The organism is Anaerovorax odorimutans (assembly GCF_024459955.1).
GTDB lineage: Bacteria > Bacillota > Clostridia > Peptostreptococcales > Anaerovoracaceae > Hominibacterium > Hominibacterium odorimutans_A.
This window is the reverse complement of the sequence record NZ_JANFXK010000015.1, coordinates 21,619-35,823: the sequence shown is the minus strand read 5'-3', so window position 1 is coordinate 35,823 and position 14,205 is coordinate 21,619. Positions and strand designations below refer to the sequence as shown.

The 14,205-nt window shown below is 48.7% G+C and carries 12 protein-coding genes; 7 read left to right on the top strand and 5 right to left on the bottom strand.

Annotated elements, in window-relative coordinates; all coding sequences use genetic code 11:
• Positions 1-32: 32 nt before the first annotated feature.
• Positions 33-3,056 carry an EAL domain-containing protein gene (locus NE619_RS19030; RefSeq protein WP_256132834.1) on the bottom strand — a complete coding sequence of 1,008 codons (3,024 nt, stop codon included), beginning with the start codon at positions 3,054-3,056 and terminating at the stop codon, positions 33-35.
• 13 nt (positions 3,057-3,069) lie between these two features.
• On the bottom strand, positions 3,070-4,503 hold the full coding sequence (locus NE619_RS12865) for an extracellular solute-binding protein (RefSeq protein ID WP_256132833.1): 1,434 nt from the start codon (positions 4,501-4,503) through the stop codon (positions 3,070-3,072).
• A 134-nt stretch (positions 4,504-4,637) separates the two neighbouring features.
• Here NE619_RS12865 and NE619_RS12860 point away from each other — a divergent pair, with 134 nt between their 5' ends.
• The 7 genes from NE619_RS12860 to NE619_RS12830 all read left to right on the top strand — a co-directional run bounded on the left by NE619_RS12860 (position 4,638) and on the right by NE619_RS12830 (position 11,303).
• Positions 4,638-5,312: a response regulator transcription factor gene (locus tag NE619_RS12860; protein WP_256132832.1), complete on the top strand. Its 675-nt coding sequence runs from the start codon at positions 4,638-4,640 to the stop codon at positions 5,310-5,312.
• Positions 5,309-6,301, top strand: coding sequence for a sensor histidine kinase (locus NE619_RS12855; protein ID WP_256132831.1), 993 nt, complete (start codon positions 5,309-5,311; stop codon positions 6,299-6,301). Before NE619_RS12860 ends, NE619_RS12855 begins: the two co-directional genes overlap by 4 nt.
• A gap of 104 nt (positions 6,302-6,405) precedes the next feature.
• Positions 6,406-7,173 carry an ABC transporter ATP-binding protein gene (locus tag NE619_RS12850; protein WP_256132830.1) on the top strand — a complete coding sequence of 256 codons (768 nt, stop codon included), beginning with the start codon at positions 6,406-6,408 and terminating at the stop codon, positions 7,171-7,173.
• Positions 7,166-9,118, top strand: coding sequence for an FtsX-like permease family protein (locus NE619_RS12845; RefSeq protein WP_256132829.1), 1,953 nt, complete (start codon positions 7,166-7,168; stop codon positions 9,116-9,118). Before NE619_RS12850 ends, NE619_RS12845 begins: the two co-directional genes overlap by 8 nt.
• Positions 9,119-9,209: 91 nt before the next feature.
• Positions 9,210-9,842 (top strand): hypothetical protein, encoded by a 633-nt coding sequence (locus NE619_RS12840; protein ID WP_256132828.1) that lies wholly within the window; start codon positions 9,210-9,212, stop codon positions 9,840-9,842.
• 16 nt (positions 9,843-9,858) lie between these two features.
• Positions 9,859-10,512: a hypothetical protein gene (locus NE619_RS12835; protein WP_256132827.1), complete on the top strand. Its 654-nt coding sequence runs from the start codon at positions 9,859-9,861 to the stop codon at positions 10,510-10,512.
• Positions 10,513-10,739: 227 nt separating this feature from the next.
• Positions 10,740-11,303 (top strand): manganese efflux pump MntP family protein, encoded by a 564-nt coding sequence (locus tag NE619_RS12830; protein WP_256132826.1) that lies wholly within the window; start codon positions 10,740-10,742, stop codon positions 11,301-11,303.
• Between the two features lie 44 nt (positions 11,304-11,347).
• Here NE619_RS12830 and NE619_RS12825 read toward each other — a convergent pair whose 3' ends face one another.
• The 3 genes from NE619_RS12825 to NE619_RS12815 are packed head-to-tail and all read right to left on the bottom strand — an operon-like array spanning position 11,348 to position 14,188.
• Entirely contained in the window at positions 11,348-11,761 is a 414-nt protein-coding gene (locus NE619_RS12825; RefSeq protein WP_256132825.1) for a potassium channel family protein, read from the bottom strand.
• A 22-nt stretch (positions 11,762-11,783) separates the two neighbouring features.
• Positions 11,784-12,812: a 1-aminocyclopropane-1-carboxylate deaminase/D-cysteine desulfhydrase gene (locus tag NE619_RS12820; protein WP_256132824.1), complete on the bottom strand. Its 1,029-nt coding sequence runs from the start codon at positions 12,810-12,812 to the stop codon at positions 11,784-11,786.
• 17 nt (positions 12,813-12,829) lie between these two features.
• Complete coding sequence (locus NE619_RS12815) at positions 12,830-14,188, bottom strand: PFL family protein (RefSeq protein ID WP_256132823.1); 1,359 nt, start codon at positions 14,186-14,188, stop codon at positions 12,830-12,832.
• Between the last annotated feature and the right edge of the window lie 17 nt (positions 14,189-14,205).

The window sequence follows — 14,205 nt, the reverse complement described above, 5'->3', positions numbered from 1 at the left end:
ATTTTCATACTATGAAAGGGGAATCGAATTTGTTAATCCGTTTTATACGCTGCGGTAATCACATCCAGCACCAAAGGATCCGGCTTTGGCGGGATCCGTGCCGGTTTTGCCAGATAGTATCCCTGGAGATAGTCGGCGCCCAGGCGGATAACGGTACAGGCTTCTTCCCGGTTTTCGATGCCTTCTGCGATAATTTTCATATTTCGCTCGTGACCGTAGGAAATGATGTGCCGCACGATTTCCTGTTTGTTGCTGTCCTGGTCGATGGAACGGATAATATTCATATCGATCTTGACATAGTCCGGTGACAGCTCCAGCAAGGCTTTTTCACTGTTATAGCCGCTGCCGTAATCATCCAGAGCCAGGCCGCAGCCCCATTTTTTTATAAATTTCATCTTCACGGTCTGCAGTTTTTCGCTCAGATGCGCTTCTTCGGTTATTTCGAAGACTACCTGCGGAAGATATGGCGAAAAATCGGATTCTACCTTTTCAATGTCAGCAGCTGACAGCACCTGATTCGGCAGGGAATTGAAGAATAACTTACACTCTTTTTCCACAGCACCCGAGCGGAGGTGGGAGACAAAGGTTTCAATTGACTTAGTAGCCGTCAGCCGTTCAATCTGAGCCAGCTTCCGTTCCTCCTTGGCAATGGAAAGAATATCGTAAGGCGTGCGCAGAGTTGGCATATCCGCCCGCATCAGAGCTTCGTAGGCGAAAATTTCGCCGGTGGCCGTACACACGATCGGCTGGAAATGGTATTCCACCAGCCCCTTCTCGAGGATTTCACTCAGTTCCGCCTTGCTCTGCATCACGTAGGATTCCCTGTTATAATCTCCGAGGTCAAAATCGCGGAAAGCGCCTTTGGAGGAGCGCTTGGTTTTGTACATGGCAAAATCCGCATAGCGAATCAATTCCTCATAGACCGTACTGTCCTTGGGATACCAGGCGATTCCGCCGGTAACCCGGATTTTCGTCGTCTGTCCGTCAGGAAGCTGGAACTTGGAGTTGTCGATGCTTTTCTTCATATTTTCAAAGACCCGGGCAATAGCCTCCCGACTGTCATAGCCATAGAAGAAGAGATAAAATTCATCCCCGGAAATACGGGAAATAATGGTTTCGGACGGAACGGCGGAAACAAAACAGTCTGCCGCGCTCTTGATATACTTGTCGCCGCAGTCGTGGCCGTAAGTATCGTTGGTATATTTCAGATTGTCCAGATCCATCATGACCAGGGCTGCTGTTTTCAGCTGGTGGGAGTCCCGGGAAAAGAGCCGGTTGATTTCCCTGTAAAAAGCGCGCCGGTTAATCAGTCCGGTCAGCAGGTCGTGATCGCGTTCGTGTTCGATTATTTTGCGTTCCAGGATCGAATGGGTCACATCCTCGGCCAGACCGATATGATGGCGATCCACGCATACGTATTTGATCCGCACATAGACACTGCCTGACTGGGACGGGATCTCATAGAGAAAGACACTCTGGGTAGAATCCTCTTCGCTCAGATATGGTTGCAATTGCTCCATCTGTTGGGCAAACTGCTCAATGGTTAGGCTTTCCACATCAATATCCGGCAACTGGAACAGCTCGAAAAACTGGCTGGTAATAAAAATGGTTTTGCTGGTCGTATTGATGTCAAAGCCCGCCAGCTTGACACTGGCCATATTGAGGATCCGGGCGAATTTGTTGTTGGCGTCGATCACGTCGCTGCTCAGCTGCTCAATCGAGGTACTCAGCTGATCGATCTCACAAATATGGGTTCTTCTGAGAGATACTGGTTTTTTGGGATCAATGGCATCCATCTCATGAGAAAGGGACGTAATGGGGCGGGCTATCAGATAACTGATCAGAATACTGCCGCCGATTCCCAAAAGCAGGGTAATGATAATGGCAATGGCGAGGACCATGGTTACATGGTTGGATGCGGAAAAAAGATCATCCGTCTTTACTGCTCCGATTAAAACCCACTGATCGCCCGCAAAAGCGGTGTTGGTATTGTAGAGGTTGAGGGCTTCTATCGTGCAATAAAATTTCCCGCCCTGAGTTTTCGTATCGAGAAAATAGGAGAGCCCCTTATCGTCGGCTTTTCGAATATCGGGATTTGCAAGATTTTGTGTGGCCTGAGAATAAACAGGCCCATTGACAAGCAGATCCTTGAAACGAAAAGTATCGTTTTTTCGCAGGGCTAAAAGATAAGCGCCCTGCTTATCGGTAGTCAGTTCGCCGTAAGGAATCTGTCTCTGAAGGTAATCCAGGGTAATATCCACCCCCAGAACTCCATAGACCGTACCGTCAGAAAGGCATAGCGGTACGGAATAGCTGATAACGCTAGTGCCGTCCAAATTGCGTCCGGGAACAAAGGGCTGGCTCCAATAACCCAGATCGGAGACCTCGATATCGCCGGAGCTTTTTAGAGCATTCTGATAGGGCTTGTAAAAAAAGGACGCGTCCTTATATCCCTTTTCGGTGAAGTCAAACAGAGGATTCCAATCGCTGTCCGTAGGAATATTAAGTTTATCGACAAGGGAAATGGGCGCGCGTTTCAGCAGCAGGTCGCTGTTATTGCTGGAAGCGGCGGAGCCAGGGTCCAGATCGCGAAAATAAAGGCCGGGTTTTTTCCCGGAGGAGGTAAGGGACAAATCTTCCGTATTGAGGATAACAAATGCGCCAGTGACGTGATTGGTGCGCATCATTGAGATCAGGTCGTCTGTGATGGCATTCAAAAATGGCGCTGATTCTTCAGAGCCATCAGCAATTTTAGAGAGATCGATATCACCTTTTTTGTCCAGCGCCAGCGCTTTTTGATTCACCTTCTCCACAGTAAGGCTGACATTTGACCAGTTTTGAATCATTTCATTCTGCAGATAGGTCGCTCTGCTGGCGACCTTCTGCTGCAGGATGTCTTTTGCGTTCTGATCCAGACTGGAGGTGAGGCCTCCGGTGAAGATGCTGCCAACCAGCAGCAGGATCTCCAGTATGACGAGAACCCCCATGGGGATAAGCAGGCGTTTTAGCAGGGGGGATTCCGTATTTCTGATTTTGCTGAGAGTCTTCGTGATCACAGATCAGCCTCCTCTATTGCATTAATTGTTCCAGCTGGCTCAGAGTTTTATTGTACCAATCGTTAAAATTTTCATTGCTTTCAAAAGAGGAGACAGCCTCTTTTAAGGACATGCCCTTTTTCAGGTTTGCTTCCACAGTTTTACGGTCTGCGGTTGCCTTGTCGGAAAGGGAGTATTCCAGGATATCGCGGGCCTGAGTTCCGTTCTCAAAGGCCTTTGTCGTATACAGCGTGTTGTCCTGTACCGTTTCGATGGCAGCGGAAACGATAACCGCGGTTTTTTTATCCGATTGCTCGGACAGATTGAGCGCGTCACGGTCATTGCCGTCTTTTGTCACAGGAAGATAGCCGGATGCCAGAGAAAAATCAATGTTGTTTTCTGTGTTGGTGAACCACTTGAGAAATTCTACGGAAGCATAGACTTCTTCATCAGACGCCTTGGTTACCACCATTCCGGCTCCCTGCTGCACGGCGTATTTTTCCCCGCCTTCAAACTGAGGAGCCTGATAGACTTCCATGTCGATGGGATAGCTGTCTTCATCGTCCGTGATAACTTCTTTCGGGAAGAAAGAAGCGCCGGAGGAAGATCCTACGAAGGAGATAATATTGCCGGTCTTAATATCGTCGCTTCTAAAGCGGCCGAAAGCGGAAAAATACCCTTTCACATAAGGTATATAGTAATTATCCCAAAGCTTTTTTACAACTTCCTTATCAAAATTCAGCACCGGTTTTCCGTCCTTCAGGGAGAAGATCTCAATGCCCAGCTGCTTTGCTCCGATGATGAAATAATTGGCCATGGCGTCCCGGCCGAAAAAGGCTTTTCCGTCATTGGCTGCCGGAGTCTGGCTGTCAGTCCAATCGTAGTAGGCCTCGGCTGTAGCGGCTACGCCTTCCAGGGTGTTTAGCTGTGCGATGTCCGCTCCGGTTGCATTTGCAAACTTATCCCAGTCTGTTTTATTAATCATGAAGATTTCCGTGGATTTAGCTATGGGGAATATTTTCAGAGAATCGTCGTTTGAGAAACGTCCTTCTTCAATGTAGCTTTCTATGTATTGATTCAATTCTTTTTTTGAAAAATAAGGGGAGAGATCCGCAACCAGTCCTTTGCGGTCGATGGCATAGGCCGTATCGGAATACGCGGCAAAGATGTTCGGAACTTCGCTGGCCCCGACCTTACCATCGGCGGCATCCAGCACATTGCTTTCCAGGTCCTTTACACCGCCCTGGCTGGAAGCTTCCACAACGATACCTTCCTCTTTTCCCTGGGTCTGATTGAACTTTTCAACCAGATCGTTGAATGATTTCTGCTGATCTCCGTTATAGTAATGCCAGACTGTAATGGTGGTCGGATTCTTTGGATCCAGCTTTGCTGTTTTGGTATTTGAGCAAGAGGCCAGCAGGCATACGGCAGAGATGGCTAAAATACAGGCTATAATTCGTTTCTTCATTGGAAACTCCTCCCTTTTTTCTATTCATCTTTTAAAGATATCACATTTTATCCTGACAAACAACCGCAGAAACGGTTCCCAACCCTACTAAAAATGTGATAATATTAAGGAAAACGGACTATTAGGGGGACGAGATGTACAAAATTCTGATCGTTGAAGATGACAAGACGATATCGCGGGTGCTGAAAGAGCATTTGGAGAAATGGGGCTACGAAGTGGAAACGGTAAAAGACTTCCAGAAGGTTTTGGAAGAATTTGTGGCTTTTGATCCGCAGATCGTGCTTCTGGATATTGGACTGCCGTTTTTTAACGGCCACCACTGGTGCTCGGAGATACGGGCCATATCGAAGGTTCCCATTATATTCATATCGTCTGCGGACGACAATATGAATATTGTAATGGCACTCAATATGGGCGGCGATGATTTCATTGCCAAGCCCTTTGATATGAATGTGATCACTGCCAAAGTCCAGGCGCTTCTGCGGAGGACCTATTCCTTCAAAGAGCAGACCAATCTGATTGAGCATAAGGGCGCGGTACTCAATTTGAGCGATGCTACGCTTACCTATCAGGATCAGAAGATCGAACTGACGAAAAACGAATACCGCATCCTGCATACCCTAATGGCCAGCATCGGCAAGATCGTTTCCAGGGATGATATCATAACCGCGCTCTGGGAGGATGACAGTTTTGTGGATGACAACACATTGACCGTCAACGTGACCCGTTTGCGGAGAAAACTGGCGGAAGCGGGACTCAGCGAATTCATTAAAACAAAGAAAGGAATCGGATACGTGGTGGAAGCATGAAACTGATCGTCGATTATTTAAAATTTCACAGGAAGTCAGTCTTCCTTTTTATTGCCTGCCTGCTTATCTTTGCGATGGTGTTTTTCCTCAGCAATGTGCCGTTGGGCGCTGTTCTGTACGCAGGGCTTTTGTGTCTGCTGACCGCTTTCTTTTTTGCTGCCTATGATTTTGCCCGTTTTCGAAAGCACCACAGAGAGCTCTTGCGCCTGATCGAACCCATCGATTCGCAGATCGACTATCTGCCGGAGCCCAGAAACCTGATCGACCAGGACTATACGGAAATGATACGGGAGCTGCATCGGCAGAAACGGGAGTCGGAATCAAAGGCTTATCTGGGCAGAAAAGAACTGACGGATTACTTTACTTTATGGGCCCATCAGATCAAAACGCCCATCGCGGCCATGGGCATGATCCTGCAGACGAAAAAGCAGGAACAGTATCCCGAGGTGAAGGAGCTTTCGGCGGAGCTGTTCAATATAGAGGAATACGTCAATACGGCCATGTCCTATATCAGGCTGCAGGATATATCTTCCGACCTGGTATTTGAGGAGATATCTCTGGATCAGCTGATTCGAAAGACCCTGAAAAAATATGCCAGAATGTTCATCGGGAAAAAGATCAGCATGGATTTTCAGGAAACCGACTACACGGCGGTTACCGATGAAAAATGGCTGTCGGTTGTTCTGGGGCAGATTCTGGTCAACTCGCTGAAATACACGCCGGAAGGAGGAACCATCACCATTTTCATGGAAGGCCACCGCCTGATGATTCGCGATACAGGACCGGGAATACCGGCAGAGGACCTTCCGCGGGTATTTGAAAAGGGCTTTACCGGACATAACGGCAGGCTCTATGGAAAATCCACCGGACAGGGCCTGTATCTGTGCAGGACGATCATGGACAAACTGTCCCACGGCATTGCGGTCAACTCTGAGCCGGGGCAGGGAACGACAGTGGTTCTCGATCTTTTCCGGGAAACCTTTCAATAATGTAAGATTAAAAGGGCAAATGTAAGTCAAAACTATGGCAGATGGTTTGCCTTTTTTCTATACTTACAGAAGAAATTGAAAAGAGGGAAAGGAGAGGACAGAATATGTCACTACTGGATGTAAAAAACATTGAAAAAATTTATACGACCCGCTTTGGAGGTCAAAAGGTGCGGGCGCTCAAGGATGTCAGCTTCACCGTGGCCCAGGGGGAATACATCTCCATCATGGGGGAATCGGGCTCCGGGAAAACCACACTGCTCAATATTTTAGCGGCGCTGGACAAACCGACAAAGGGCGAGGTGTTGCTGGAGGGAAAGAGCATTGTTTCCATTAAAGAAAAGGATATCGCCGAATTCAGGAGAAACAATCTCGGTTTCGTCTTTCAGGACTTTAACCTGCTGGATACTTTTTCCGCGGAGGACAATATTTATCTGCCCTTGGTGCTGGCCAGAGTTTCCCATAAGGAAATGGCTGCCCGCTTGCAGCCGATCGCTCAGAAGCTGGGGATCAGCGATATCCTTAAAAAATATCCTTATGAAATTTCCGGCGGACAGAAGCAGAGGGTAGCCATTGCCAGAGCGCTGATTACGGAGCCAAAGCTGATTCTTGCTGATGAGCCGACCGGCGCCCTGGATTCCCGGGCATCGGATCAGCTGCTCAACCAGTTTTCACAGCTCAACAAAGACGGACAGACCATCCTGATGGTTACCCACAGTATTCAGGCGGCCAGCAAAGCCGGCAGAGTACTCTTTATCAAGGACGGACAAGTATTTCATCAGATTTACAGAGGCGATATGACGGGCGACCAGATGTACCAGAAAATTTCAACGGCGCTGACTGCTCTCTCCACAGGAGGTGGCAGTCGTGAATAAGTCTTTTTATGGCAGCCTGGCGCTGAGCAATATAAAGAAAAACGCTAAAAACTATGTTCCTTACATGTTGACCTGCGTTATCAGCATTATGATTTTTTACATTATGTCAGCGATTGTTTACAACCCGGACGTGACTAAACTGCTGGGCGGCGCTTCGCTGAAAGGCATGTTGGAATTTGGCTGCGGGATCGTCGGTATTTTTTCTGCGATTTTCCTGTTCTATACCAACAGTTTCCTGATTAAACAGAGGAAAAAAGAACTGGCGCTTTACAACATTCTCGGCATGGCCAAACGCCATGTAGGAAAAGTCTTCTTACTGGAGACACTGATTACTTCTGTCTTATCGCTGGTGATCGGGCTCCTGAGCGGCATTATTCTGGGGAAACTGGCCTTCCTGCTGGTGCTCAAGATTATGCAGGTGACTATTCCTATGAAATATGTGTTTTCCCTTCCGGCCTGCCTGACAACTGTGATTGTCTTTGGTATCATCTTTTTTGTGGTGCTTTTGTGCAACCTGGGCCGCATACGGCTTTCCAACCCCATTGAGCTGCTGGCAGGCGGGCGGCAGGGCGAAAAAGAGCCAAAGACAAAATGGCTGCTGGTACTTATAGGCGCGGCAGCTATGGGCATAGGCTATTACCTGGCGCTGTCCATCGTTTCACCGCTGCAGGCTTTGCTCAACTTCTTTATCGCAGTGATTCTGGTAATCCTGGGCACCTATCTGCTCTTTACGGCGGGCAGCATAGCCTTACTGAAGATGCTGAAAAAGAACAAAAAGTTTTACTATAAGACGGAACATTTTACGTCCGTATCCGGGATGCTGTACCGGATGAAGCGCAACGCGGCAGGGCTGGCCAGTATCTGCATTCTAAGCACAATGGTGCTGGTGACGATCGCTACTACCGTTTCCATGCAGATGGGAGTGGAAGGCGTCATTAATAAAAACATGCCCAACGATATTCAGATCAGAAGCTATGTCAAGATGAGCCAGAAGGAACAGCAAAAGCTGCAGAATCAGGTGACGGCCACTATGGAGAAACACAATATCGATGTGACGGATATGATTCAGTACGATTATCTGTCCGCTTCCGGAATAAAAGAAGAAGGCAGTCTGGCCCCGGCTTCCCGGGTTTCCCTGGAGGAGGAATTCGCGGAGATGTACGTGATCCCCATAGAGGGAAGTTCCCTGGAAGCAAAATACGGCCCGCTGGCCGATGATGAGATTATCGTCGGCGGCGATGAACATGTCACCGAGTCAGTCCTCAAAGTTGGCGGAAAAACCTTCAGTGTGAAAGACGGGGCGTCGGATTTTATGAGCGCGCCGGAACTGGGCAGCATGGTGGACGTCTACTTTGTACTGGTGGCAAACGACAAGGTCAAAAATCAGATCCTGAAAAGCGCCAACAGTGCTCCGATAAATGAAGGCTACTATATTGGAATCGATTTGTCCGAAGCGTCCAAAGCCCGGGCGGCCAAAGCGGCGGAGGAGCTGTCAAAGGAAACCCCGGGACGGATCAATGTAGAGGAAAAGGGTGAAGTATCGGCGGATCTCCACGGAATATATGGCGGCCTGCTGTTTGTGGGAATCTTTCTGGGCTTCCTCTTCCTGGTAGCTACGGTGCTGATCATTTACTATAAACAAATTACAGAGGGCTATGAGGATAGTGAGCGGTATCACATCATGCAGAAAGTGGGTATGAGCCAGACGGAAGTAAAGAAATCGATCAAAAGCCAGATCCTTCTGGTATTCTTCCTGCCGCTGATCGTCGCGGTTATCCATGTGGCGGGCTCCTTCAATATGATGAGCAAGCTGTTGGCAGCCCTCCAGCTGACGGATATCGGACTCTTCATAACCTGTACGGCGGTGACGATTCTGGTGTTCGTTGTGATCTATGTACTTGTCTACAGTTTGACAGCCAGAGAGTATTATAAGTTGGTAAAATAAAGAATGAATAAATTGAAGTTTCTGACTTTTCATAGTACAATAAGAATATGAGATAAGTGTATTGGTGTATATAAGAAGGAGGAAACTTCATATGAAAAAGAAACTTTTCGCTATCGCGTTGGCTGTGGCCTTTGTCTTTGCCGCAGCCGGATGCGGCAATTCGGAAGAACAACCGGCCGCCGCCAGTGAGCCGGAGCAGAAAATCTGTAAAAAAGAATTGTCACCGGAAGCTGCTCATGCATTGGACATGGCGGGAATTTCCGACTCAAACTCGACGGGGATGTTGCAATATCAGGGCGATGACCAGGTAAAATCCGTTACTTTTAAGCTTATGGAATACAGAGCTGATAAAGGAAAGTGGAGTTGTATCAATAAATACAAGCTGAGGGCCGGTGAGAGCGGCGACATTCTTGTCACTTTTTCAGTGGATTACACGATGATTCACATGGCGGTTACGATCAGTGGAAGCGGTCCGGCAGCACAAAGTGAATGGGGGATAAAACCCTTGCCGAATGTCACAGAAGATGAAACCATAACTGACGAACAAATAATCTCATCGCCGCTGGAAAGAGACAAGGATATTGCTCTGCATATGACATATACAGAAGCTGCTGATGGTGGAAAATCACCAGATCTCGCGGCTTATCCGGATACGAGTAAATACAAAGATTATAAGTATATCAGGGCTATAGTAGCAAATTTCAGCAGTGAACCGGCTGATTGAAGTCAGGAGGCCTAATATGAAAAAGAAACTCTTTGTAATCATTACAGTGGCAGTAATGCTTTTGCTGCCGGCATGCGGGAGCAGCAAAAGCAGCAGCTCCGGCGGCAGCACGGACAGCGCCGCAAATGAAGGGCCGGGAATGATGGAGATCATGCTAAAAGATATGACAGCCGGGGAAGAAGATCTGATGGAAATAGCGGGCCTGGACCAGGAAGTCACAACAGGTCTTTTGCAGTACAAAGTCGATGACACCGTTAAATCGGCCCACGTGAAAATTATGGAGTACAGCGGGGATACGGGAAAGTGGAAAGAGATTTCGGACAGTTTTCAGATGAAAACCGGAAAGACGGGGGAAATCATGGTTATCTACTCCAACGGCGGCAAAACCGTGCGCGTCGCCCTGACAGACGGTGAGAATTCTATGGCTGCCAATATAGATCCGGGTTTGAGAAAATTTTCCGGAGATAAGGATATCTCGTCCGCGCAGCTCAAGGGAAAGAAGCCGATCAAGCTGCACGAGGAAATCGCATTGCATATGGTGGCGGAATCCGAGCCGGGGAAGGAGCCGGACCTGATCATTGGGGTCGGAGATTACCCGGATGGGAAAGCTTTGAAGGACTATACGTCAGTGCGGGCCGTTGTAATAGAATTTTCAGATGAAAAAGCCTGAGTGACAAAAAGGACAAATTTCCCTTGCAACTTATCGGAAAATCCGTTAAACTTATTTTCAATAAGGGAGTAGTCAGCGTTTCGGCGTGACCAAGTCAACATACTGGAAGAGATTCCTGGCTTAGTATTAAATGACGAGACTTATCTGTATTTTCGTATGCAGATGGGTCTCGTTTTTCGATGGAGCGGATCTTTTACAGGTATAGGAGCAGGATAGGAGGCAAGAGTATGAGCATATGGGAGCTGTTTGTGATCGCTGTCGGTCTGTCGATGGATGCCTTTGCGGTGTCCATTTGCAAGGGACTGTCGGTAGGCAGGGTGGAAGTGAAGCATGTTATCATTACGGGCCTGTATTTCGGAGGCTTTCAGGCCCTGATGCCGGCTGCCGGCTATTTTCTGGGAAAGCAGTTTCAATCGCTCATCACCAGCGTGGATCACTGGATCGCCTTTGTGCTGCTGACTCTGATCGGACTCAACATGATCCGGGAATCCCGCAGATGTGAAGAGGAGAAACTGAACGATTCATTTAATTTCAAAACCATGCTGCCACTTGCGGTGGCTACTAGCATCGATGCGCTGGCCGTAGGTGTGACATTCGCTTTTCTGAAGGTGGAGATTCTGCCGGCTGTTTCCTTTATCGGCGCGATAACCTTTGTGCTTTCGGCTATTGGCCTGAAGATTGGAAATGTATTCGGCACCAGGTATAAATCCAGAGCGGAGTTTTTTGGCGGAGCGGTATTGATCCTCATGGGAATTAAGATTTTGCTGGACCATCTGGGAATTCTGGGATAAAGAAAAACTGTCCGCGGTCTTATGTGAAGCCGCAGACAGTTTTTTCATTTAAACTTTTTTACTTTATCGGCAAGCTGCTGCAGCTCTTCCTTTGAAAGCTCGGGAAGATGCTCCAGCTTGTCCAGAAACACGGTGACAGTCTCCCGTTCGCGCAGGTTGACCACTTCCGTGTAATAGCTGACAATAACGCCGGGGATAATGGCGATGACCAGTATGGCGTGCAGCGATAAGTAGACGGTAAGCAGCCGCCCCAGAATCGTCACCGCCACGATGTCGCCAAAGCCAATGGTAGCAATTGACACATAGCAGTACCAGAGACTGTCGATATATCTGTGAATATCCGGCTCCACCAGAAGAATCAGCAGCGCCACCACAAACAGATTAATGATGAAGGTAAACAAAATCTTATCCGCATGGGTCCGCTTGAGGATCGCCCACAGCATTCTCAGCTTTTTCATAGGTACAAGCTCCTTTAATCGTTTAGAGAATTTTGACTCCGTCGATCAATTCGCGTTCAAACTCGATGCGATGATGCGGGGTATTGATGCCGGGCTGCCCGCCGGTATGTAAGAAGATGATGGTTTCACCCTGTTCGATCTTACGGTCCCGCACCATCTGGCAGATGGCATTGAAAGCTTTTCCCGTGTAGCAGGGATCGAGAATAATGGATTCTTTTCTCGCCATCTGGTAAATCGCCTCCCGGACCTCCGGTACAGCATTGTTATATTCTCCATAAACGTAATCTTCATCAATATGAAAATCCGATTTCTCCGCATCGAATTCAAATCCGTAATGCTCCTTCACCTTATCAAAATAGTTCTTGGCAAAAGCGCGGACGCTTTCCTCATAGGGCATAATCAAAGCGCCTGTGAGGGAAAGAGGGGATTCGATGTCTTTCAGTCCGCAGAACAGACCCATATAAGTGCCCATGCTGCCGACTGCCGTAATGATGCGGCTGTCGGAAATGCCCATCTCCGCGGCCTGAATCGTCAGCTCCTGGGCGCAGTCGTAATAGCCCAGAATACCCAGTTCATTGGAGCCTCCCATGGGAATGAAGTAAACCTTTTCCCCCTGAGATTCATAGCGCTCCTTGATGACTGCCGCCAGCTCCTGGGACTGGACGCTCTGGGGGCGTATATGATCGTCTTCCTTTAAAATAACTTCCGCACCCATCATTCGGTCCAGAAGAATGTTGGCGGAAACCTCGTCCGGATACTCATCGATGGCAACGATAACGCATTTTAATCCGTATTTGGCAGCCACTGCGGCAGTAAGCCTGCCGTGGTTGGTCTGAGCGCCGCCTACTGTCAGCAGCATGGTAGCGCCTTGCTGCTGCGCATCGTATAAAAAGTATTCCAGCTTTCTCAGTTTATTGCCGCCCATGCCGTATCCGGTCAGATCGTCCCGTTTCAGATACAAATTGATTCCAAGGTCGTAGGAGACGCGCGGCAGATATTCCATTTGGGTAGGTAAGTTTAAAAACGGCACTTTCTTATATCCAAGTGACATTGCGATAACACCCCTTTTTAATTTTTCAGACTCTGCAGCGGCGCAGGAATCCGGCCGCCGCGGTTAATCATCTTAGCCGGAGATTTGGTATTCAGCTTCATAACAGGTCCATTGCCCAGAAGTCCTCCAAAATCCAGTTCTTCTCCTTCTTCAAGGCCGACAGCGGGAATTACTCTTACGGCTGTAGTCTTGGAATTGACCATACCGATGGCAGCTTCGTCGGCAATTATAGCAGAGATGACTTCCGGTGTCGTATCTCCAGGGATGATAATCATATCAAGCCCCACGGAGCATACGGCGGTCATGGCCTCCAGTTTTTCAATGGAAAGGGTTTTAGCCCTTGCCGCGCTGATCATTCCCGCATCTTCGCTGACTGGGATAAATGCTCCCGACAGGCCGCCCACATTGGAGGAAGCCATAACGCCGCCTTTTTTTACTGCGTCGTTGAGCATGGCCAGGGCGGCGGTAGTTCCATGAGCACCGCACTGCTCCAGACCGATTTCTTCTAAAATATAAGCTACAGAATCACCGATGGCCGGCGTAGGGGCCAGTGACAGATCGATGATCCCAAATGGCACGCCCAGACGCTGGGAGGCTTCTGTTCCCACCAGCTGACCGACACGGGTAATCTTAAAAGCAGTCTTTTTGATCTTATCCGCAACTTCGGTCAAGTCCGCGTCCTCCGGCATCTTGGCAAGCGCTGAACGTACAACGCCGGGGCCTGAAACGCCCACGTTGATTACGCAGTCCGGCTCGCCCGGCCCGTGGAATGCTCCGGCCATGAAGGGATTGTCTTCGGGAGCATTGCAGAACACCACCAGCTTGGCGGCTCCGATACACTGGTTGTCTTTCGTCAGCTCGGCCGCTTCTCTGACAACGCCGCCCATCAGCTTTACCGCGTCCATATTGATGCCGGTCTTGGTGGATCCGATATTAACCGAGGAGCAGACGAAATCCGTTTCCGCCAGGGCCCTTGGAATGGATTCGATCAGCGCTTTGTCTCCAGGCGAAAAGCCCTTCTGTACCAGAGCGGAATATCCTCCGATGAAGTTTACGCCCACTTCCTTGGCAACCTTATCAAGGGCCTTTGCGTATTTGACAGGGTCGCCGCCGGAAGCACCTACCAGCATGGCGATAGGGGTGACGGAGATCCGTTTGTTGACAATGGGAATTCCGTATTTCTTTTCAATGTCTTCGCCGGTTTTCACCAGATCCTTGGCGCAGCGATAGATCTTGTCATATACCTTCTGACAGGAACGGTCAATATCTCCGTCGCAGCAGTCCAGAAGGGAAATGCCCATGGTAATGGTTCGTATGTCTAAATTTTCTTCCTGTATCATGGTGATCGTTTCCATGATGTCATTCATATTGATCAAAGTTTCATTCCTCCAGT